The organism is Nonomuraea gerenzanensis (assembly GCF_020215645.1).
GTDB classification, from domain to species: domain Bacteria; phylum Actinomycetota; class Actinomycetes; order Streptosporangiales; family Streptosporangiaceae; genus Nonomuraea; species Nonomuraea gerenzanensis.
The window spans coordinates 929,388-950,855 of the sequence record NZ_CP084058.1 but is presented as its reverse complement, the minus strand read 5'-3'; the positions used below and the strand labels follow the sequence as shown (position 1 = coordinate 950,855).

General features: G+C 71.8%; 22 protein-coding genes. 10 read left to right on the top strand and 12 right to left on the bottom strand.

Annotation, left to right across the window (positions count from 1 at the left end; genetic code table 11):
• From LCN96_RS04970 to LCN96_RS04940, 7 genes are all read right to left on the bottom strand, one after another.
• On the bottom strand, window positions 1-714 hold the full coding sequence (locus LCN96_RS04970) for a hypothetical protein (RefSeq protein WP_225271378.1): 714 nt from the start codon (window positions 712-714) through the stop codon (window positions 1-3).
• A 168-nt stretch (window positions 715-882) separates the two neighbouring features.
• The gene (gene tsaE / locus LCN96_RS04965) at window positions 883-1,341 is read right to left on the bottom strand and encodes a tRNA (adenosine(37)-N6)-threonylcarbamoyltransferase complex ATPase subunit type 1 TsaE (protein ID WP_397351853.1); all 459 of its coding nucleotides are present in this window, start codon (window positions 1,339-1,341) and stop codon (window positions 883-885) included.
• Complete coding sequence (locus LCN96_RS04960; RefSeq protein ID WP_225271377.1) at window positions 1,341-2,393, bottom strand: alpha/beta fold hydrolase; 1,053 nt, start codon at window positions 2,391-2,393, stop codon at window positions 1,341-1,343. The genes tsaE and LCN96_RS04960 overlap by 1 nt, the downstream gene beginning before the upstream one ends.
• Before the next feature lie 19 nt (window positions 2,394-2,412).
• Window positions 2,413-3,573 (bottom strand): alanine racemase, encoded by a 1,161-nt coding sequence (gene alr / locus LCN96_RS04955; protein ID WP_225271376.1) that lies wholly within the window; start codon window positions 3,571-3,573, stop codon window positions 2,413-2,415.
• Between the two features lie 56 nt (window positions 3,574-3,629).
• Window positions 3,630-5,081 carry an NAD(P)H-hydrate dehydratase gene (locus LCN96_RS04950; RefSeq protein ID WP_225271375.1) on the bottom strand — a complete coding sequence of 484 codons (1,452 nt, stop codon included), beginning with the start codon at window positions 5,079-5,081 and terminating at the stop codon, window positions 3,630-3,632.
• Between the two features lie 9 nt (window positions 5,082-5,090).
• Window positions 5,091-5,441, bottom strand: coding sequence for a holo-ACP synthase (locus LCN96_RS04945; protein ID WP_225271374.1), 351 nt, complete (start codon window positions 5,439-5,441; stop codon window positions 5,091-5,093).
• Between the two features lie 12 nt (window positions 5,442-5,453).
• Window positions 5,454-6,860 carry an alkaline phosphatase PhoX gene (locus LCN96_RS04940; protein ID WP_225271373.1) on the bottom strand — a complete coding sequence of 469 codons (1,407 nt, stop codon included), beginning with the start codon at window positions 6,858-6,860 and terminating at the stop codon, window positions 5,454-5,456.
• A 194-nt stretch (window positions 6,861-7,054) separates the two neighbouring features.
• On the opposite strand from LCN96_RS04940, the gene coaA reads away from it, so the two are divergent.
• From coaA to LCN96_RS04910, 6 genes are all read left to right on the top strand, one after another.
• Window positions 7,055-7,957 (top strand): type I pantothenate kinase, encoded by a 903-nt coding sequence (coaA, locus tag LCN96_RS04935; RefSeq protein ID WP_225275923.1) that lies wholly within the window; start codon window positions 7,055-7,057, stop codon window positions 7,955-7,957.
• A gap of 169 nt (window positions 7,958-8,126) precedes the next feature.
• The gene (locus tag LCN96_RS04930) at window positions 8,127-9,053 is read left to right on the top strand and encodes a DUF389 domain-containing protein (RefSeq protein WP_225271372.1); all 927 of its coding nucleotides are present in this window, start codon (window positions 8,127-8,129) and stop codon (window positions 9,051-9,053) included.
• A 40-nt stretch (window positions 9,054-9,093) separates the two neighbouring features.
• Entirely contained in the window at window positions 9,094-10,002 is a 909-nt protein-coding gene (locus tag LCN96_RS04925) for an ABC transporter ATP-binding protein (RefSeq protein ID WP_225271371.1), read from the top strand.
• Window positions 9,995-10,855 carry an ABC transporter permease gene (locus LCN96_RS04920; protein WP_225271370.1) on the top strand — a complete coding sequence of 287 codons (861 nt, stop codon included), beginning with the start codon at window positions 9,995-9,997 and terminating at the stop codon, window positions 10,853-10,855. The genes LCN96_RS04925 and LCN96_RS04920 overlap by 8 nt, the downstream gene beginning before the upstream one ends.
• Window positions 10,852-11,766 (top strand): ABC transporter ATP-binding protein, encoded by a 915-nt coding sequence (locus tag LCN96_RS04915; RefSeq protein ID WP_225271369.1) that lies wholly within the window; start codon window positions 10,852-10,854, stop codon window positions 11,764-11,766. Before LCN96_RS04920 ends, LCN96_RS04915 begins: the two co-directional genes overlap by 4 nt.
• Window positions 11,767-12,483 (top strand): ABC transporter permease, encoded by a 717-nt coding sequence (locus LCN96_RS04910; protein ID WP_225271368.1) that lies wholly within the window; start codon window positions 11,767-11,769, stop codon window positions 12,481-12,483. It begins immediately after the preceding gene.
• A 16-nt stretch (window positions 12,484-12,499) separates the two neighbouring features.
• Here the strand turns inward: LCN96_RS04910 and LCN96_RS04905 are convergent, their stop codons facing one another.
• Complete coding sequence (locus LCN96_RS04905) at window positions 12,500-13,354, bottom strand: ABC transporter permease (RefSeq protein WP_225271367.1); 855 nt, start codon at window positions 13,352-13,354, stop codon at window positions 12,500-12,502.
• Window positions 13,351-14,229, bottom strand: a complete 879-nt coding sequence (locus tag LCN96_RS04900; protein ID WP_225271366.1) for an ABC transporter ATP-binding protein — start codon at window positions 14,227-14,229, stop codon at window positions 13,351-13,353. The genes LCN96_RS04905 and LCN96_RS04900 overlap by 4 nt, the downstream gene beginning before the upstream one ends.
• Before the next feature lie 78 nt (window positions 14,230-14,307).
• On the opposite strand from LCN96_RS04900, the gene LCN96_RS04895 reads away from it, so the two are divergent.
• Both LCN96_RS04895 and LCN96_RS04890 read left to right on the top strand, forming a co-directional pair.
• The gene (locus LCN96_RS04895) at window positions 14,308-14,832 is read left to right on the top strand and encodes a GntR family transcriptional regulator (protein ID WP_225271365.1); all 525 of its coding nucleotides are present in this window, start codon (window positions 14,308-14,310) and stop codon (window positions 14,830-14,832) included.
• Entirely contained in the window at window positions 14,829-15,917 is a 1,089-nt protein-coding gene (locus LCN96_RS04890) for a DUF1648 domain-containing protein (RefSeq protein ID WP_225271364.1), read from the top strand. Before LCN96_RS04895 ends, LCN96_RS04890 begins: the two co-directional genes overlap by 4 nt.
• Before the next feature lie 49 nt (window positions 15,918-15,966).
• Here the strand turns inward: LCN96_RS04890 and glmM are convergent, their stop codons facing one another.
• The 3 genes from glmM to rplM are packed head-to-tail and all read right to left on the bottom strand — an operon-like array spanning window position 15,967 to window position 18,309.
• A complete protein-coding gene (gene glmM / locus LCN96_RS04885; protein WP_225271363.1) occupies window positions 15,967-17,313 on the bottom strand; it encodes a phosphoglucosamine mutase in 1,347 nt (448 codons plus the stop codon).
• A 1-nt stretch (window position 17,314) separates the two neighbouring features.
• Window positions 17,315-17,839 (bottom strand): 30S ribosomal protein S9, encoded by a 525-nt coding sequence (rpsI, locus tag LCN96_RS04880; RefSeq protein ID WP_080043211.1) that lies wholly within the window; start codon window positions 17,837-17,839, stop codon window positions 17,315-17,317.
• A 26-nt stretch (window positions 17,840-17,865) separates the two neighbouring features.
• Complete coding sequence (gene rplM, locus LCN96_RS04875; protein ID WP_106236123.1) at window positions 17,866-18,309, bottom strand: 50S ribosomal protein L13; 444 nt, start codon at window positions 18,307-18,309, stop codon at window positions 17,866-17,868.
• Between the two features lie 391 nt (window positions 18,310-18,700).
• Here rplM and LCN96_RS04870 point away from each other — a divergent pair, with 391 nt between their 5' ends.
• The gene (locus LCN96_RS04870; protein WP_225271362.1) at window positions 18,701-19,378 is read left to right on the top strand and encodes a CAP domain-containing protein; all 678 of its coding nucleotides are present in this window, start codon (window positions 18,701-18,703) and stop codon (window positions 19,376-19,378) included.
• 24 nt (window positions 19,379-19,402) lie between these two features.
• Entirely contained in the window at window positions 19,403-21,397 is a 1,995-nt protein-coding gene (locus tag LCN96_RS04865; RefSeq protein ID WP_225276302.1) for a hypothetical protein, read from the top strand.
• Window positions 21,398-21,468 lie beyond the last annotated feature (71 nt).

The following is a 21,468-nucleotide window of genomic DNA, read 5'->3' as shown; positions in this document are numbered from 1 at the left end:
CTATGCCCGGTTGCGCCGCTTGACCGCGAGGCCGACGCCGCCGGCCAGGGCCAGCGCGATCAGCACGCCGGCGGGGCCGTACGGGATCGAGGACTCCTCGGCGGCTTCCTGCGCGTAGGTGCCGCCGCCGCCCGCCCTGGGCGCGCTGGTGGGCACGGTGGTGGTGGGGCTGGGCTCCTCGGTCGGGGCGGCGACCACGCGCAGCGTGGCCCTGCCCAGGTCGTTGGTGCCGTCGCACTTGACGTCCACGCGGTAGCTGCCGCGCCGGATCGTTCCCGAGACCTGCGCCTCGCCGCGCACCCACGGCGAGCCGGTGGTCGGGGACGGGCTGATCGAGGCCGCGGGCACCGGGTTGAGCGTGACGCCGTTGATGAACGCCCTGGACGTGGCGGTGCCGGTGTGCGCCGGGCCGCCGGTCGGGACGGGGCAGTTGGCCAGGATCCAGACCCTGGAGGTCTCACCGGCGGTGACGCGGTCGGGGTTGAGCTGGACCGAGATCGTCTGTCTCGTCGTGGTCGTGGTGGGCCGCGGGCTGCTGGTCGTGGTGGTGGTCGCGGTCGTCGTCGCGGTCGTGGTGACGGTGCTCGTCGGGGAGCCGGTGCCGGTGAGTGTGGGGGTGGGTGTTGTCGGTGGGGTCTCGGCCGAGGCCGAGCAGCCGGTCAGACCGACCATGACGATGGCTCCCGCGTACGCGACACGACTGACCCTGAGCACCGGCCCGCACCCCACTCCGCCGTCTTACACCCAAGCATCCACCAAAACTGTGGATGTCGCCCCTCCTGATACCCAGAAAATCTGGGCGAACCCTCACCAACGATCATGTTTTATGTCGGTGGCCTGGTACGTCAAGGGTGCCAGCTTTACCGGCCTTTGACGGAGGTTTCAGTCTTGTAGCGGATCAGACGGCGTGTCGGCCCACCTGGAGCCCACCCCGCGCAGCGTCACGAGCCTGGCCTCGTCGCCTGCCTCGCGGTCGATGTGGATCTCCAGCCGGTCGTCGGCCAGCCCCTCGACCAGCCCCTCGCCCCACTCGACGACGGTGACCGACTCCTCCAGCGAGGCGTCGAGATCGAGGTCGTCGACCTCCAGGTCGCCGCCGAGCCGGTACGCGTCCACGTGCACGAGCGGCGGCCCCTGGCGCAGCGAGGGGTGCACCCTGGCGATCACGAACGTCGGCGAGGTGATCGGGCCGCGTACCTTGAGCCCTTCGGCGATGCCCTGCACCAGCGTGGTCTTGCCGGCCCCGAGCGGGCCCGACAGCACCAGCAGGTCGCCGGGGCGCAGGTGGGCGGCCAGGCGGGCGCCGTAGGCCCGCATGTCGTCGGGAGTGGCGAGCCGCACTAGATCTCCACCCTCTTCAGCAGGTCGCGCAGCGTGTCGTTGACGATCCCCGGCCGCTCCAGCTGGATCAGGTGCGAGGTCTCCGGCACCTCGGTCAGCTGCGCCTGCGGCAGCGCGGCGGCGATGGCCTTGCTGTGGTCGGGCGGCGTCAGCCAGTCGCGGTCGCCGACGAGGATCGCGGTGGGCACCGGGTCGAGCACGTGGAGGGCGGAGAGCTTGTCGTGGTTCATCAGAGCCGGGTAGAAGTTGGCGACCACCTCGGTCGGGGTCGCTCTGATCATCGACTCGGCGAAGTCGACCACGGTGGGGCTGACGTTCCGGGAGTCGCCGAAGCCGATGAGGCGGGTGATCAGGAAGGCGATGTCGCTGCCCGCGTGGCGGGTGCGGTCGACCCAGGTGCCGCGCTTGCCCAGCATCGACACCGTGCCGGGCGCCACCTTGTGCACGACCTTGGAGAACATCGCCGGCAGGCCCAGTGTCAGCTCGGCCAGCTTGCCCGCCGAGGTGGAGATGAGCGCCACCGCGCGGATCTTGTCGCCGAACAGCTCGGGGTGGCGGTCGGCCAGCGCCATCATGGTCATGCCGCCCATGGAGTGGCCGACCAGCACGCACGGGCCCGGCACGAACTCCTCGATCACCTGGGCCAGGTCGGCGCCCAGCCGGTCGATCGTGCAGTCGTCGGCCTCGGCCCGCTGGGAGCGGCCGTGGGAGCGCTGATCCCACAGCACGAGCCGGTAGTTCTCCCGCAGGTCCTTGCGCTGGTAGTGCCACGACTCCAGGTTGAGGCAGTAGCCGTGGCAGAGCACGACGGTCAGCGGCGCGTCCTCGGGGCCGTCGATCTCGACGTGCAGCGCGTAGCCGTCGGAGGTGACGAGCGTGCGCTCCCTGCCCCGCAGCTCGCCGAACGGCTCGCTCGCCTCGGTGTCGGGGCGCAGCCTGATCCGGCCGACCGCGTAGCGCTTGGCCAGTGCCGCCGCCGCGACACCGGCGGAAGCCGCACCGACGAGCGCGCCGGCGATCCCGACCCTGCGCCGTGTTGTCGTCGTCGTCATGTCCCCGATCCTTCTCCGCTCATGCCCGCCGCGAAGTGCCCTTGGTCACGTTTACGTGGACTCGCGGCACGCGCGCACCGATCCTCGTCACGATCTCATGCGTGATCGTGCCGAGGGTATCCGCCCATTCCTGAGCGGTCGGCTCGCCCCCGTCACCCGGCCCGAACAGCACGACCTCGTCGCCTGCCGACAGCGGGTCGTCACCCATGTCGATCATGAACTGGTCCATGCACACCCGGCCGGCGATCAGCCGGCGACGGCCGCCCGCCAGAACCTCGGCCCGCCCCGTCGCGTGCCGCAGTACGCCGTCCGCGTACCCGAGAGGAACCAGACCAAGCGTGGTCTCGCGCTCTGTGGTGTAGAGGTGCCCGTAGGAGACCCCTGAGCCCTCGGTGACGCGCTTGACCAGACCCACCCGGGCCGTCAGCGTCATGGCCGGCCTGAGGCCGAAGTCGCCCAGCTCGGGGATGGGGCTCAGGCCGTACATCGCGATGCCGGGCCTGACCAGGTCGAAGCGCGCGGCGGGCAGGGTCACCGCGGCGGCGGAGTTGGCCAGGTGCCTGATCACGCCGGAGCCCGCCGCGCCGACCTGCTCGGCCAGCTTCAGCGCCGTTTCGTACGCCTCCAGCTGCCGCTCGATCGACGGATGCCCGGGGAGGTCGGCGCAGGCGAAGTGGGACCACAGCCCGACGATCTCGAGCACGCCCTCGGCGCGCAGCGCCAGTGCCCGCTCCAGCAGGCCGGGCCAGGCGGCGAGCGGCGAGCCGCCCCTGCTCATCCCGGTGTCGGCCTCCAGGTGCAGCCGCGCGGTGCGGCCCGTGCGCCTGGCGGCGGCGGCGATCTCGTCGAGCAGCCGCGCGTCGGCGGCGGACAGCTCGATGCCGGCGGCCAGCGCCTCGTCGAGCGGCTCACCCGGGGTGATCAGCCAGGACAGGATCGGCGCGGAGACGCCCCCCGCGCGCAGCTCCAGCGCCTCCCTGACGAACGCCGTGCCGAGCCGGCTCGCCCCGCCCTCCAGCACCGCCTCGGACGTGGGCACCAGCCCGTGCCCGTAGGCGTCGGCCTTGACCGCGCCCATGACCTCCACGCCGCCCGCCCGCTCCTTCAGCAGGGCGACATTGTGCCTGATGGCGGCCAGATCGACCCGTGCCTCGGCGGGCGTGGCCACTGGGGAGTACATCCTTCTAGTGTGGCAGCTCCGGATCGTGGCCGGGTCCAGTTTTCATCCGTGACGCGTCACGAGCCCGCGCTGGTCACGGCGCGGATGGCCGCGGGGACGGCGCTCGCCACGTCGGCGGCGGCCAGCGGGGCGCCGTCGGCCGCCAGGTGTCCCGCCACCCCGTGCAGGTAGGCGCCGCAGGAGGCGGCGTCGTAACAGCTCAGCCCCTGAGCCAGCAGCGCGCCCGCCAGCCCCGACAGCACGTCGCCGGTGCCGCCGGTGGCCAGCCAGGGCGTGCCGGTGACGTTCGCCCGTACTGGTCTGCCCTCCTCGGCCACCACCGTGGTCGAGCCCTTGAGCAACACGGTCACGCCCAGCTCAGCCGCCGCCCGGCGGGCGTGCGCCAGCCTGGCCGCCTCGATGTCGGCGCGGTCGGCCCCGGTCAGCCTGGCCAGCTCGCCCGCGTGCGGCGTGATCAGGACGGGCGCGGCGCGCCGCAGCAGCCCTCTGTCCCTGGCCACGAGGGTCAGGCCGTCGGCGTCGATCAGCACGGGCACGTCGGTGGCGAGCACCCTGGCCGCCAGCTCGTGCGCCCAGGCGTCGGTGCCGAGCCCCGGCCCGAGCACCCATGCCTGCACCCGGCCCACGTGCTCGATCGAGGGCTCGTCGAGCAGCGTGACCACGGCCTCCGGCCAGTGCGCGCGCACCTGGGCGACCGGCGCCTCGCGGCCGGCGTACCTGACCATGCCCGCGCCGCCCCGCAGCGCGCCGCCCACGGCCAGCACAGCCGCGCCGGTGAACAGGTCGCTGCCCGCCGCGACGCCCAGCACTCCCCTGCGGTACTTGTCGGACTCCTCGCCGGGGCGCGGGAGCAGCCCGGCCACGTCGCCGCCGGCGAGCGCGGCCACGTCGGGATCGGGCAGGTACGCCTCCAGCCCGATGTCGACGAGACGGACGTCGCCGGCGAGCGCGGCGCCCGGATCGACCAGCAGCCCCGTCTTGTACGCCCCCATGGTCACGGTCACCCCGGCCCGGACGGCGGCCCCCTCGACCCGCCCGGTGCTCGCGTCCACCCCGCTGGGCACGTCCACGGCCACGACCGTGCCCCGCGCGACGCCGGCCTCCTGGGCGAGCCGCGCGTACGGCTCCCTGAGCGCCCCCGACGCCCCGATGCCCACCAGCCCGTCGATGATCAGGTCGGCCTCCGCGATCGCGGCGGCCTGCGCGACCCGCCCACCGGCGTCGAGCAGCGCGCGCAGCCCGGCCTCGTGCGTCCTGGAGCCGGCGAGCACGGCCTCCACCCTGGCTCCGCGCCTGGCCAGCCGCTCGCCCGCGTACAGGGCGTCGCCGCCGTTGTCGCCGGAGCCGACGAGCAGGACCACCCGCCGGCCGTAGACGCGGCCCAGCAGGTCGGCGCAGACGGCGGCGAGCCCCGCGGCGGCCCGCTGCATGAGGGTGCCCTCGGGCAGGCACGCCATGAGCGCGTGCTCGGCGCCCCTGATCTGGTCGGCGGTGTAGGCGGTACGCATGATCCGAAGCTATCCCTCCGCGATCACATAGGCCACGGCCACGCCCGCGTCGTGGCTGAGCGAGAGGTGCCAGCGCTTGACCCCGAGCCCGTACGCGACCTCGGCCACCTTGCCCGAGACCCGCAGCTCGGGCTTGCCCAGCTCGTCGCAGTGCACCTCGGCCTCCAGGTGCCCCAGGCCCTTGGGCGCGCCGAGCGCCTTGGCCACGGCCTCCTTGGCGGCGAACCTGGCGGCCAGTGAGTGCACCGGCAACGGCCGCTCGACCTCGGTGAAGAGCCTCTCCCGCAGCAGCGGCGTACGCTCCAGCGCGGCCTCGAAGCGAGCGATGTCCACCACGTCCACGCCGATACCCAGGATCATCGTCCCAGCGTATTAGAAGGGCCCGCGCTCCCACGGCCCCCAGATCGCGATCGACATGCCCTGCTTGGCCTGCAGGTTGACGTAGAGCGTGTGGCCGCCGGGCCCGAACGTGGAGCCGGCGAACTCCGCCCCGTCGTCACCCGCGATCGGCTGCAGCCGGCAGAAGTCGAAGATCTGCCCGCTCCTCGTCAGCCCGCGCAGCCAGTTGTCCTGCTCGCCGTCCTCGCACAGCACGAGCGTGCCGCGCCGGCTGACGGTCACGTTGTCGGGCAGGTCGAGCACCGACGAGCGCGGCGACTCGTAGACGAGCTTGAGCCGGCCGCTCCACGTCTCGTACGCCCACACCTGCCCCCGCCCGTCGCCGAACCCGTCGGGCGCCCGCTCGCCCGGCGCGGTGGCCCCGCCCTGGGTGGAGACGAAGTACACGGTGCCGTGGTGGTGCACCGCGCCCTCCAGCCGGGCGAAGAGCGCCGCGCCCTTCTTCCTGCCCTGCCTGCCCACGGCCTGCACGGCCTCGTCGTAGGCGGGCCTGCCGGTGAAGTCGGGGTCGGGGTCGTCGATGTCCACCCAGGTGGTCCCGTACGTGGTGCCGGGCTCCTGTCCCTTGGACAGGTCGGCGCGGGCGGTGCCGTCCACGGCGAGCATCTGCAACCGGCCGCCGTCGAGCAGCCGCCCGGCCAGGATCGGGTGCTTGGGCGGGAGGTAACGGTAGAAGCCGGACGGATGGGAGTAGTTGTCCTCCGTCAGGTAGAGGGCGCCGGAGGAGGGGTCGAAGGCCGCCGACTCGTGCGGGAAGCGCCCGGCCGAGCGGATCGGCCTGGCCGTGGCGGGGCGGGCGACCGGCACCTCGAACAGGTAGCCGTGCTTGCGGGTCAGCTTGGAGTTGTCCTCGCCGGAGCGGTCGTCGCCCACGTCGGGGCCGTTGACCGTCTCCTCGCAGCTCACCCAGGCCCGCCAGGCCATGGGGCCGCCGGAGCAGTTCATCATGGTGCCGTTCAGCGAGGGCGCGCTCCTGATCACCTCGCCGTAGCGGGTGACCTGGATCGTCGAGGTGCCGCCGCCGGCCATCGGGTCGTAGGCCCTGTCCTTGTCGCCGAACGCGCCCACCGGCCCGTTGACCTCGTGGTTGCGGATGAGGACGGCGCTGCCCCTGGGCCCGGAGAAGGCGGCCATGCCATCGTGCTTGCCGGGCACGGTGGAGCCGTCGCTGTACTTCTCGCCCGCCACGCTGAACGAGCGGTAGCGGAACCCGTCGGGCAGGTGCAGCCGCACCTTCCCGTCGCGCAGGTCGCGTACGGGGCGCAGCGCGCCGTACCCGCGCACGGGATCGGCCCGGCCCTTCGCGCCGGCGCACGCGACCCCGGCGAAGGGCCCGGCGATCCCGGCGACGACGTTGGAGATGAAGCGACGACGGTCCACGGAATACCTCCCGTCGGGACAGTAGCCGCCGGTCAGCCGTTGCACGCGCGATTCACCAAGACCCATTTTCCTTCCCCGAACAGGCTCTCGGTAATCCCACGTTTTTATCCACAGGGTGTGGATCCACGGGGACGGCCCCGCCCGGGTTCCGGTTTGTGGCACATCGCTACGCTGCCTAGGTGAATAACGGCTACGTGGAACTGAGCAGGGAGCAGTGGAGCGAGCTCCGCAAGAACACGCCCTTGACTCTCACCGCAGACGAGCTGGAAGAGCTACGCGGCGTCGATGACCCGATCGACCTCGCGGAGGTCACCGACATCTACCTCCCCCTGACCCGGTTGCTCAACCTGCACTTCACCGGGTCCAAGCAGCGCAGCAGCGTGCTGAGCGCGTTCCTCGGCACATCAGAGCGGCGCGTGCCGTACATCCTGGGCATCGCGGGCAGCGTCGCGGTCGGCAAGTCGACCACGGCGCGTCTGCTGCACACCCTCCTGGCCCGCTGGCCCGAGCACCCGCACGTGGAGCTGATCACCACCGACAGCTTCCTCTACCCCAACGCGGTGCTGGAGGCCAAGAAGATCATGCATCGCAAGGGTTTCCCCGAGAGTTACGACCGGCGGGCGCTGGTCAGGTTCGTGGCGGAGGTGAAGGCGGGCGCCGCTGAGGTCAAGGCGCCCATCTACAGCCACCTCGAGTACGACATCGTCCCCGGCGCCGCCCAGACCGTGAAAAGCCCCGACATTCTGATCATCGAGGGGCTGAACGTCCTCCAGCCGGCCCCGCCCACGTCCCTCGCCGTCAACGACTACTTCGACTTCTCCATCTACGTGGACGCCAAGGTGGAGGACATCCGCACCTGGTACGTCGAACGGTTCCACAAGCTGCGCCGTACCGCCTTCGAGGACCCGAAGTCGTACTTCCGGCACATCGCGGAGCTGTCCTACGACGAGGCCACGGACTTCGCGCGCAACGTGTGGCGCGACATCAACGAGCGCAACCTCATCGAGAACATCGCCCCCACCAGGGGCCGCGCCGACCTCGTCCTCAAGAAGGGCGCCGACCACTCCGTACGGCGGGTCCGGCTCCGCCAGACCTGAACACCTCCTCGAACAGGTAACGCGCGAACCTGCCCGCGCACTCCTGGTCGTCGAGGCCGGCGAACCAGCACTCCTCACCGTGGTCGTGACACCAGTACCAGATCATGTGAGGGAGCCTCGCGTACGGCTGTCAACACATCGTCAAGGTTCGTTGGACGACAATGTCCCCGTGCTTCATCTGCGACTGATCGTTCCGTCCGCCCGCACCGCGGAGGCGGTCGAGGTGCTCGAGGGCTGCCCCGGCGTCACCAACCTCGTGGTGCTGTCCGGCGCGGCCCGCGAGCCGGTGGGCGACGTGATCCTCTGCGACGCGGCCAGAGAGTCGGCCAACGAGGTGCTGGGCAAGCTCAAGTGGCTGGAGGAGGAGGGCTCGATCGCCGTCGAGCAGGTCGATCTGTCACTGTCGAAGGTGGCCGAGGCGGCGATCGAGGAGGCCCCGGGCGATCCCGACGACGCGGTGGTCTGGGAGGACCTGGGCCAGAAGGTGCAGTCCGAATCCCGCGTGACCTGGGCCTACCTCGCCTTCCTCGCCATCGCCACCCAGCTCGCGGGCATCGGCGTGCTGCAGAACTCCCCCATCCTGATCGTCGGGGCGATGGTGCTCGGGCCCGAGTTCGGCGCGGTCACGGCCATCTGTTTCGGCCTTCTCCAGCGCAGGTGGCACCTGGTGGTGACCGCGCTGCGGACGCTGGTGATCGGGTTCCTGCTGGCGATCGCGATCACGTACGCGTGCGCGCTCGTCTCGTACTGGCTGGGCTGGATCGACATCGGCAACCTCACCTCGAACAAGGAGGTGCAGTTCATCGTCAAGCCCGACCGCTGGTCGTTCATCGTGGCGCTGCTCGCGGGCGCGGCGGGGGTGCTGTCGATCACGGCGGGCAAGTCGTCGGCCCTGGTCGGCGTCTTCATCTCGGTCACCACGGTGCCCGCCGCCGGCTACGTGGCCGTGGCGATGGCGGTCTCGGACTGGAAGGAGGTGCCGCCCTCGGTCTCCCAGCTCGGCATCAACATCCTGGGGATGGTCATCTCGGGCACCGTCACCCTCACGGTCCAGCGGAAATTCTGGCCTCAAGTAGGACGTCGTTCATCCGTATGACCGAGGCCACACCGCCGACCCGGCTAGTAGGGTCCGGCACATGCACATCCTCGCCACCGAGGGGCTGACCAAACGTTTCCCCACCGTCACCGCGGTCGACCAGCTCACGGTCACCGTGGGGCCCGGCGTGACCGGGCTGGTCGGCGCGAACGGCGCGGGCAAGTCGACGCTGATCAAGATCCTGCTCGGCCTGCTGCCGCCGTCCGGCGGCAGCGCGCGCGTGCTGGACCTGGACGTCACCGCGCAGGGCGCCGAGATCCGCCGCCTCGTCGGCTACATGCCCGAGCACGAATGCCTGCCCCCCGACGTCTCCGCCACCGAGCTGGTCGTCCACCTCGCCCGGATGTCCGGCCTGCCGCGCACCGCCGCCCGCGAGCGCGCCGCCGACGTGCTGCGCCACGTCGGCCTGGCCGAAGAGCGCTACCGGCCGGTCGGGGGTTACTCGACCGGCATGAAGCAGCGGGTCAAGCTGGCCCAGGCGCTCGTCCACGACCCCAAGCTGGTCTTCCTGGACGAGCCCACCAACGGCCTCGACCCGCGCGGCCGCGACGAGATGCTGACGCTGATCCGGCGCATCGGCACCGAGTTCGGCATCAGCGTGCTGGTCACCTCCCACCTGCTCGGCGAGCTGGAGCGCATCTGCGACCACGTCGTCGTCATCGACGCGGGGCGGCTGCTGCGCTCGTCGGCGATCGGCGAGTTCACGCAGGCCACGCAGACCGTGACGGTCGAGGTGGACGAGGGGCTCGACGAGCTGGCCGCCCGCCTCTCAGCCGGCGGGCAGACCGTCTCGCGGCAGGGGCGCCTGCTGGTGGTCAAGGTGCTCGGCCCCGAGACGTTCGACAGCATCCGCGACGCCACGGCCGAGCTGGACCTGGCACTCATCCGCCTCGAACAGGGACGCCACCGCATCGAGGACGTCTTCAGGGAGGAGGTCGCCCATGTCTGAGATCTACGACATCGGCTACCGCCACTACGACGGCCCCCGGCTCGGCCGCGGCTACTCCACCAGGGCGCTGGCCGTGCACAGCCTGCGCGGCGTCTTCGGTCTCGGCCGCCCGGCGCGCAGCAAGATCGTGCCGTTCGCGCTGGCCGCCATCATGCTCATGCCCGCCGTCGTCAGCATCGCCCTGATGGCCCTGCTGAAGCAGCGCGGCATCGCCTACAGCGGGTTCGCCGTCATCATGCAGGCCGTGGTGGCCATCTTCCTGGCCGCGCAGGCGCCCACGGTGGTCGCGCCCGACCTGCGCTACCGCGTGCTGCCGCTCTACCTCTCGCGGCCGGTCACGATCACCGAGTACGTCGGCGCCAAGGTGGCGGCGATGACCGTGGCGGTGTTCGCGCTGATCGCGGTGCCGCTCACGCTGATCTACCTGGGCGAGCTGGTGGTGGACATGCCGGGGCCGCCCGCCACGGGCGAGTACCTCGGCGCCATGCTCATGACCCTGCTGCTGGCGGTGCTGCTGTCGGCCTTCGGGCTGGCGCTGGCCTCGTTCACGCCGCGGCGCGGGCTCGGCGTGGCCTCCGTCATCACGGTCTACCTGCTGTCGTCGGCCTCGGTCCCGATCGTCTACGGCTCGTTGTACTCGACGGGCAACGAGTCCGCGGCCGCGTGGGCGTGGCTGGCCAACCCGTTCTGGCTGGTCGACTCCGTGCAGCACTGGCTGTTCGGCACCCCGCGGCACTCCATCGAGGACGCCGCCTACCCCAGCGGCCTCGCCTCGGCCGTGGTCCTGGTGCTGCTGATCGCCGCCGGCCTGGCCGCTCTCGCACTGCGTTACAGGAAGGCGGCCGCGCGATGAAGATCGAGCTCTCGCAGGTGTCGCGCTGGTACGGCAACGTGGTGGCGGTCAACGACGTCACGATGACGATCGGGCCCGGTGTCACGGGCCTGCTCGGACCGAACGGCGCGGGCAAGTCGACGCTCCTGCACATGATGGCCGGTTTCCTGTCCCCCTCGGGCGGCACGGTCACCCTGGACGGCACTTCCGTATGGAAGAACCACCACATTTACCGAAATATCGGCCTAGTGCCGGAAAAGGAGGGCGTTTACGGCTTCCTGACCGGCTGGCAGTTCGTGCTCTCCGCCGCCCGCCTGCACAGCCTGCCCGACCCCGTGGAGGCCGCCCGCAAGGCGCTGGCCACCGTGGAGATGGAGGAGCCCAAGGACCGGCGGGTCGAGACGTACTCGAAGGGCATGCGCCAGCGCGTCAAGGTCGCCGCCGCCCTCGTCCACGACCCGCCCGTCCTGCTCCTGGACGAGCCGTTCAACGGCATGGACCCGCGCCAGCGCCTGCACCTCATGGACCTGATCCGCTCGATGGGCACGGCGGGCAAGACGATCCTGTTCAGCTCCCACATCCTGGAGGAGGTCGAGCGGGTCGCCCAGCACATCGAGGTGCTGGTCGCCGGCCGGCACGCGGCGTCGGGCAACTTCCGCGAGATCAGGCGGCTGATGACGGACCGGCCGCACCTGTTCATGATCCGCTCCAGCGACGACAGGAAGCTCGCCGCCGCCCTCGTCCGCGACGCCTCGACCGGCGGCATCACGCTGCGCCCCGACGGCCTGGAGGTCCAGGCCACCGAGTTCCGCCGCTTCGCCCGCCTGCTGCCCCGGGTCGCCCGCGACGAGGGCGTACGCCTGCACGAGGTCTCCCCGGCGGACGAGGACCTGGAGAGCGTCTTCTCCTACCTGATCAACAGGAGCTCCTGAATGAACACCGTGGTTGCGGGCATCACCTACCGCGCCCTGCTGGGCCGCCGACGCATCATCCTGCTCCTGCTGCTCCCGCTCGCCCTGATCGCCCTGGCCGTGCTGTTCCGCCTCGTGGGCAGCGGCGACCAGCGCTCGGCCGTGCTGCTGATGCAGAGCTTCGCCATCAGCACCATGCTGCCGCTGCTCGGCCTGATCGCCGGCACCGGCGTCATCGCCCCGGAGATCGACGACGGCACCATCATCCACCTGATGTCCAAGCCGATCTCGCGCCCGGTCATCATCCGGACGAAGTTCCTGGTCGCCGCCTCGCTGCTGGCGGTCTTCGGAGCCGTGCCCACCTATGTCGCGGCCTGGCTGCTGATCGGCGCCGAGGACGGCATCGCCACCGGCTTCGCCGTCGGCACCCTCGTCGCCGGCATCGCCTACGCCGCCGTCTTCCTGCTGCTCGGCGTCATCACCCGGCACGCGGTCACGATCGGCATCATCTACGCCCTGGTCTGGGAGAGCCTGGTGGGCAACCTCATCCCGGGCGCCCGCAGGTTCTCCATCCAGTATTGGGGCCAGTCGATCGCCGACCAGCTCAGCGACTCGCCCTTCCTCAAGGCCGACGTCACACTCGGCTTCGCCGTCCCGGCGCTGATCGTGGTCACTCTCGGCGCGGTCTTCTGGGCCGGGCAGCGCCTGCGGGTCTTCTCCCTCACAGGCGACGAGTAGCCGCGGGCCGGCCCGCTCACGTGATGTCCCTGCGCAGCGGGGCCGCGATCGCGACGAGCGCGGCCAGCAGCGCGTACGCGAGCAGCACCGCGGCCCCCAGCCAGGCGGGCAGCAGACCGACGGCGGCCCCGCCGGTCTGCGCCGCGACGGCGTCGGCCAGGTACGTGAACCCGGTCAGCGCCGCCGCTGCCCCGCCCGGCAGGTACGGGTAGAGCAGGTTGGCGCCGGGGACCACCAGCAGCGCGGTCTCGACGAGGTAGAAGTAGCCGCCGAGCACGGCCAGCGCGGCGACCTGGTTGGGCAGCAGCGCCCCGACCGCCACCCCGACCAGCAGGTACGCGGCCATCGCCAGCGCGATCCTGACCAGCAGCGCCAGCACGGCGGCGGCGGGCAGACCCGGCGTGATCCCCTTGGCCCCGGCCACCGCGAAGAGCGCGGCACCGGCCACGGCCGCGCTGAGCAGCCCGTAGGCCAGCCCCGCGACCGCGTGGACGGCCAGCTTGGCGAGCAGCGTCTGCCACCGCCTGGGGACGAAGAGGGCGGTGGTCGTGATCGTCTGGTGGCGGTGCTCCGCGGCGACCGCGGTGGTGCCGATCAGCGCGGGCACGAACGCCAGGATGCCCAGCATCCCCAGCAGCATGCGGGTGCCCTGCTCCGTGGCCAGGCCGGGCAGCGGCGGCTGGAAGTTCTCCGGCCCGACGAGGGCGAGCAGCCCGATGAAGCCGCCGCTGCAGAGCGCCCCGACCGCCCCCCACAGGGGCAGCCGGGAGGCCGTCAGGCGGTACCGCTCCGCTGCGAGGAGCGCGGACGCGCGGTGCCAGGTCATGAGGTGGGGGGTCATGAGGTGGGGGGTCATGAGGTGCCAGGTCATGAGGTGCCTCCCGTGAGGTCGAGGAAAGCCTGTTCGAGCGTGGGCCTTTCCTGGGTGAGCTCGTGCAGCGCGATGCCGTGCCGCGCCGCGGCGGCGGCGATCTCGGGAGCGGTCAGTCCCCGCACGCGCAGGACGCCGGGCTGCCGCGCCTCCACGGTGACGCCCCCACCGCGCAGGGCGGCCCGCAGCCGTTCCGCCTGCGGCGAGCGCACGTGTACGGCCGCCGCCCCGTACAGGTCGCGCACCGGGCCCGCCGTGACCAGCCGGCCCTGCCGGATCATCACGACCTGCCCGGCCACCTGCTCCACCTCGCTCAGGACGTGGCTGGAGACCAGGATCGCGCGCCCCTGCCCGGCGAGGTCGCGCAGGAAGCCGCGCAGCCAGGCGATGCCCTCGGGGTCCAGGCCGTTGGCCGGCTCGTCCAGCACCAGCACCGCCGGATCGCCGAGCAGCGCGGTGGCCAGTTGCACCCGGCGCCGCATCCCGGTGGACAGCGTGCGCGTCCTGCGCCCGGCGAAGGCCACCGCCCCGGTCAGCTCCATGACCTCGGCCACCCGCGAGCGGGGGTGCCCGCCCATGCGGGCATAGACCCGCAGGTGGTCGTGGACGGAGTGCGCGGGGTGGCAGCCCGAGGTGTCGAGCACCGCGCCGACCTGCGACGACGGGCTGGGCAGGTCGGCGTAGCGGCGCCCGCCGATGGTGGCGCTGCCCGCGCTGGGCCTGACCAGGCCCAGCAGCATGCGCATCGTGGTGGTCTTGCCCGCGCCGTTCGGGCCGAGGAACGCCGTCACGGTGCCCGGCGCGACCTCGAAGCTCAACTCGCTGACCGCCCGCACCGGGCCGAACGACTTGCTCAGGCCGCGCACCTCGATCATGTCCGGATCTCCACTTCAGTCATGCCGACCTCCCATCTCCATCTGTTCTATTACATCTATAGCAGATAGAATGGGCGCGTGAACCTGACCCTCGATCTCGACAGCGACGTCCCGATCTACCAGCAGATCAGGGACCGGGTCGTGGAGGCCGTCGCGCGTGGTGAGGCCAGGGAGGGCGATCCGCTGCCCTCCACCCGCCGGCTCGCCACCGACTTCGGGATCAACTTCCACACCGTGAACAAGGCGTACGACCTGCTCAAGCAGGAGGGCGTCATCCGCGTCAACCGCAAGAGCGGCGCGGTCATCAGGCGCGACCCGCGCTCGGGAGCGCCGGATCCCGGCTTCGGCGAGCAGTGGCGCGAGCGCATGCGCGTGCTGCTCGCGGAGGCCAGCGTGCACGGCCTCACGCACGAGGAGGTCCTGCGTCAGTGCGCGGAGCTGCTGGCGGGGTTCGGGCAGGCGGGCGTCCCCACGCAGGGGAAGGCCGGGCCGGGCCAAGAGCATGCGCAGGGGAAAGCCGGGCCGCGCCAAGAGCATGCGCAGGGCAGGGCGGGCGCGGGCCAGGGCCCCGCGCCGCTCGTGCCGGAGAGGGCGGTCACGTGACGCCGGTCGTCGCGACCCTGGCCACCGTCGTGCTGATCGGCTGCGTCGCGCTGATCACGCCCGCGCTCGCCCAACCCACGCTGCCGTTCGGCGTGCGCGTTCCCGGCGACCGCGCGGCCGACCCGGCCGTGATCGCCCAGCGGCGCGCCTACGTGCGGCTGGTGCTCCTGGCCATGGTCCTGTCCGCCCCGCTCGCCGCCGCCTTCGGCCGGCTCTGGCTCGCCGCGTTCGGCATGACGTGCCTGGCGCTGTACCACCGGGCCCACCGCCGGATACGCGCCGCCAAGCAGGCAGGCCGCTGGCTCGTCGGCAGGCGCCAGGGCGTCACCGTCGACACCTCGTTCCGCTCGGACCCCGTCCGAATGCCCTGGCGCTGGATCCTGCCCGCGGTCGCGATCACCCTGGCCACCGCCGCGCTCGGCTGGTGGCGCTACGACGCCCTGCCGGCCACGCTGGCGCACTTCCACGGGGTCGGCGTCGACCCCGCCCGGCGCGCGCCCACCACCGCGCTCGCCGCCTTCGAGCCGGTGCTGTTCCAGGTGGCGGTCACCCTGGCTCTACCGGCGCTGACCGTGGTCCTGCTGCGCGCCCGACCCGACCTCGACGCCGCCCGCCCGGCGGGATCGGCCCGCAGGTACCGCGTCTACCTGCGCGGCATGGCGCGGCTCTCCCTGCTCGGCGCCGCCTGCGTGAACTTCTCGCTGTTCATCGCGGCGCTGCGGCTCTGGGAGGTCGCCGCCGTCGGCACCGCGGCCGCCGCGCTCCCGCTCGCCGCTCTCGTGCTGGGCCCGCTCGCCTGGGAGTGGCGCGCCGGGCAGGGAGGGCACCGCCTGCCCGCCCTGCCGGGCGAGGAGAAGGAGGACTCCGGGCTCGTCCAGCGTGACGACGACCGGCACTGGTTCCTCGCCGGCACCGTCTACGCCAACCGCCAGGACCCGGCCGTCGTCCTGCACGCCCGCTTCGGCCAGAGCTGGACGCTGAACCTCGGGCATCCCGTGACGTGGGCGGTCGTCGCCGCACTGGCCGCGCTGGTGCTGCTGGCCCTCACCGGGGTCATCGACCTGCCCGAACGGCAGGGGCTGTGATGAGAAACGTTCACCGGGCACGGCTTCGCACCCGGTGAACGATCGATCGTCAGACGCAGGCCGTACGCACGACGTCGGCCAGCCGTCCCGCCACCTGGGTGGCGTGCTCCTCGGAGGCGGCCTCCACCATGACCCGGATCATGGGCTCGGTCCCGCTCGGCCGGATCAGCACCCGGCCGGTCTCCCCCAGCTCCGCCTCCGCCTCGGCGACGGCGGCGACGAGCTCGGGCACCGAGGCCTTGCCCTTGTCGACGTCCTTGACGTTGATCAGGATCTGGGGCAGCGGCGTCATCACCGCGGCCAGCTCCTTCAGCGGCACGCCCGACTTGGCCACCACGCCCAGCAGGTGCAGCGAGGTGAGCAGTCCGTCGCCGGTGGTGGCGTGGTCGAGCATGATGACGTGCCCCGACTGCTCGCCGCCGAGGTTGAAGCCGTCGGACTTCATCCGCTCCAGCACGTAGCGGTCGCCCACCGCGGTCTCCACCACGGTGATGCCCGCGTCGCGCATCGCCAGCTTGAAGCCCAGGTTGGACATCACGGTCGCGACCACGGTGTCCTTGGCCAGCAGACCCTCGCGGTGCATGGCGGCGGCCAGGATGGCCATGATGTGGTCGCCGTCGATGACCGCGCCCGTGTGGTCGACCGCCAGGCAGCGGTCGGCGTCGCCGTCGTAGGCCACGCCCAGGTCGGCTCCGCGCGAGATGACGATCTGCTGGAGCTTGTCGAGGTGGGTCGAGCCGTGGCCGGCGTTGATGTTCAGGCCGTCGGGCCTGGCGCCGATGGCCTCGACCCTGGCCCCCGCACGCACCAGCGCCTCGGGCGCCACCATGTGGGCGGCCCCGTGGGCGCAGTCGACCACCACGCTCAGCCCGTCGAGCGGCGCGCCCATCGTGGTCAGCACGTGCGAGATGTAGCGGTCGGCCTCCCCGTACGCGTCGCGCACGCGGCCCACGCCGGAGCCGACGGGGAAGCTCCACTCCTCACCGAGGCGCCGCTCGATCTCGTCCTCGACCGCGTCGGACAGCTTGAAGCCGCCGCGCGCCAGGAACTTGATGCCGTTGTCGGGCGCCGGGTTGTGCGAGGCCGACAACATGACGCCGAGGTCGGCGCCGAGCGCGGCGGTGAGGTGGGCGACGGCCGGGGTGGGCAGCACGCCGAGGCGCAGCACGTCCACTCCAGACGCCGCGAGGCCGGCGACCACGGCGGCCTCGAGAAACTCTCCCGAGGCACGCGGGTCCCGGCCCACGACCGCCACCGGACGACGTCCGGTAGCGGCGAACGCGCCTGCATCGCCGAGGACGTGCGCCGCCGCCACGGACAAGTCCATGGCGAGCTCCGCCGTGAGGTCGCGACCAGCGACCCCACGTACCCCGTCGGTGCCGAAAAGGCGCGCCAACTTAGCGCTTGCTGTACTGCGGAGCCTTACGGGCCTTCTTGAGGCCGTACTTCTTCCGCTCCGTGGCGCGGGCGTCACGGGTGAGGAAGCCGGCCTTCTTCAGCGGCGGGCGGTTGACCTCGACGTCCAGGATCGCCAGGGCGCGGGACAGACCCATGCGCAGCGCGCCGGCCTGGCCGGTGACGCCGCCGCCATCGATGCGCGCGATGACGTCGAACGCCTCCTCGGCGCCGAGCACCACGAAGGGCTCGTTGACGATCTGCTGGTGGACCTTGTTGGGGAAGTAGACGTCCAGCGAACGACCGTTGATCGTCCACTTGCCGGTGCCGGGGACGATGCGCACGCGGGCGATCGCCTCCTTGCGGCGGCCGGTGCCGTACGAGTTGCCCGTGGTGACGGGCTTGCGCACGGGAGCGTCAGCGCTGGCGGCGGACTCGGTGGTGTACTCGGACGGGAAGTCCTCGCCGGAGTAGTCCTCCAGCTCGGCCGTCTCTACGGCCGTCTCGACACCGGTGGGCTCAGCCACGGTTCTCCTCTAACTCTTTCGAACTACTACTGGGCGATCTGGGTGATCTCGAACGGCACCGGCTGCTGGGCCTGGTGCGGGTGCTCGGAACCCGCGTAGACCTTCAGCTTCTTGGCCATCTTCCGACCGAGGGAGTTCTTCGGCAGCATGCCCTTCACGGCCTTCTCGACGGCCTTGTCGGGGCGCTTGTCCATGAGCTCGCCATAGCTGACGGAACGCAGACCGCCCGGGTAGCCCGAGTGGCGGTACGCCTTCTTCTGCTCACGCTTGTTACCGCTCAGCGCGATCTTGTCGGCGTTGATGACGATGACGAAGTCACCGGTGTCGACGTGGTTCGCGAAGATCGGCTTGTGCTTGCCGCGGAGCAGGGTCGCGACGTGGCTGGCCAGCCGGCCCAGCACGACATCGGTCGCGTCGATGACGTACCACTGACGCTGGACGTCGGCGGGCTTCGGTGAGTACGTGCGCACGGTCGTAGCCTTCTTTATGCTCGCGTCTTCGGCGCTGTCGGATGCGACAGCTACATTGGTCGGTCGGTGCGGGCACACGACGGCCCGGACCTTCCGTCTCCTCAACACGGGAGATGACGCCGGACGCGCCGCGCATTGGTCACGCTGGACCTATGCACACAACGAACCTAAGCTACCCGCCCAAAGGCGTGCAGGTCAAAGTGACCGGTAACCCGAGGCGAGTCTACCCGACCGCAGAACGGTTCGATTTCGTTTCCCTTGGACCCCTTCTTTCCCAGGACCAGACATCTCTATCGTTAGCGGCGGTATGTGGCGGATCTCTCACACCCGGCAAACCCAGCGCGGCCTTCGGCGCCGGAGCCGACTGGGTCTGCTGACCTGCCTCTTGGCCGTGCTCTTCACGGGCGTGCTCATCGGCCGCCTGACCAACGGCCCCGAGCCCACCCCGCACGTCTACCTGAACGAGACCGCCCCGCCGGCCGCCGCCACCGCCAACCCCGCGCCCACGGCGGCCAGGAAAGCGCAGCCGCAGGCCGAGCGCATCCCCCGCGGCATCACCACCAAGAAGTCGCCCCGCGACACGGTCACCCCCACGCCGACCAGGTCTCCCAAGGACCAGATCGACGGCTTCAACACCCAGGACGACCCCGCGGTGGTCGCCGACCCCCAGGACGACGGGGTGCGGGTGATCGCGGGGTGGGCGTCCGAGGTCGTCACCCTGACCAACTCCGCCCGGGCGCGGCGCGGCTGCGAGCCGCTGCGGGTGGACGCCGCGCTCACCCGCTCCGCCCGCGCGCACTCCCTGGAGATGGCCCGTACGGGGCGGCTGTCGCACAACTCCCCCGACGGGGCCTCGCCCTGGGACCGGATGGAGCGCGCCGGCTACCGCTGGGGCGCCGCCGAGAACATCGGCGCCGGGTACGGCACCGCCCGGGAGGCGGTGAACGGCTGGATGGGCAGCCCCGACCACCGCAAGAACATCCTGGACTGCGGCCTGAAGGCCATCGGCGTCGGCGTCGCGTCCGGGCCCGGAGGACCATGGTGGACTCAGGACTTCGGAACCCAATGACGAACATCACGGTAATGTCGCCGCATGGTTTCCAACGGCAGTGGGGAACGTGAGAACGGCACGGGCAGCGCCCCCTACGGGATGGGGGGCGGCCAGAAGGGCCAGGGTGGCGCCCCCAGGGGCGGCGCCCCCGACGACGATGCCCTCTTCGGTGGCGGCCCCGGTGACGGCGGTTCCTTCATGAACGGCGGCCCCTCCGGCAACGGACCTTCCGGCGGCTTCTTCACCAGCCGCAACCCGGCGAACGGCGACCCCTCCGGCAACGGATCCTCAGGCGGCTTCTTCTCCGGCGGCCCCTCGGGCAACGGCGCCGACCGGCCCTCGGGCAACGGCGCCACCGACCCCTTCGGCAACCGGCCCCGCGACCCGTTCGACAGCGCGTCCCGCGACCCGTTCGAGAACGGCCCCCGCGACCCCTTCGACAGCGGGCCGGGCGGCTTCGGCGGCCCCTCCGGCAGCTTCTTCACCAGCAACGGCCCGGGCGGCCCCGGCGGCGGTCCCGGCGGCGGGCCTGCGGGCGGCGGGCCTGACAGCAGGCAAGGCGGCGGGCCCGGCGGTGGCGGACGCCTGGGCGGCCACGCAGCCGGCGACTCCGGCAGCTTCTTCACCAGCGGCGGCCCCGGTGAGGGCCCCGGCAACGGCCCTCGCAACGGCCCAGGCGGCGGCCCGGGTGAGGGCCCGGGCGGTGGCCCAGGCGGCGTTTTCGGCGGCCCCGGCGCGGGTCCTGGTGGCGGTCCGGGCGGTGGCCCAGGCCGACCCTCCGGCGGCCCCCAGAGCGGCCCCCAGAGCGGCCCGCAGCCCGGCAACCCCTTCGGCGCCGATCCGTTCGGTGGCGACCCCTTCTCCGGCGGCCCCTTCGGCAGTGGGCTGAGCGGCCCCGGCCCGCAGGGCCCCGGCGGACAAGGTCCGGGAGGCCCAGGCGGTCCGGGAGGCCCAGGCGGTCCCGGAGGCCCAGGCGGCCTCGGTGGGCAAGCCGGCCCCGGTGGGCAAGGCCCCGGTGGGCCGGGCTCCGGCCCGGGCGGACCGGGCTCCGGCCCGGGCGGTCCCGGCCCTGACGGCGGTGCGGAAGGTCGTGGCCCGGGTCGCCGTGGCAAGCGCGCCGCCGACCCCGACGGCAACGAGAAGGGCAGCCGCGGCAGAGACCCCTTCGCCGACCCCCTGGACGACGACGGACCGGCGATCGGCAAGGGCCGCCGTTCCCGTAAGGACCGCAAGGCGTCCGACGAGGCCGACCAGACGGACAAGCCCGACGACACCACCCGCACCCCGCAGAGCAAGGTCGGCTGGAGCCCGTACGACGAGGGCGGCCGCTCGCGCGGCCCGCTGCTGGCCACGATCGGCGGCGTGGTCGTGCTCGGCCTGCTCGGCGGCGGCCTCTACCTGATGTGGAACGCCGACACCTCCACCTCGGCCCAGACCGCCTCCCCCAGGCAGACCTCGGCACCCCTGCCGTCGGCCCCGCCCGGCAAGTACGGGTTCGCGGCCGACCGCAAGACCGACCCGGACGCGATCTCGGTCAAGGAGGTCTTCGGCTCGAAGAAGAAGTTCACGGTCTCGGGCCGCGGCTACGAGATGACGGTCACCAGCAAGGACAAGAAGTGCGACGACGGCGCCCTGGGCGATGACCTGAAGAAGGCGCTCAAGGCCGCCAAGTGCACCCAGTTCCTGCGGGCCAGCTTCCGCGACAAGGCGGGCAAGGTGATCGGCACCGTCGGCGTGGCGAACCTCAGCACGAGCAAGAACGCGACCAAGGTCGCCAAGAGCGGCAACGACCAGAACTACGTCAAGCCGCTGGCGGGCAAGGACAGCGTCACGAAGCTCCTCGGCTCGGGTGCCGGCGGCGCGAAGGTGTCCACGTTCGGGCACTACGCGCTCTTGGTCTGGTTCCAGAACAAGGACGGCACGAAGCCCGACTCGAAGGGACAGAAGCGGATCTCCGAGGCCATCAACGACATCACCCAGGCCACCGTGTTCCAGGCCCTGGAGCATCGGGCGCTCTCCGGCAGCGCACTGAGCTGACGGGTCTTTGTGGGGCATATGCGCATGTAGGGAACTCGTGATGCCTGTGGGAACGCCCATACCGACATAAC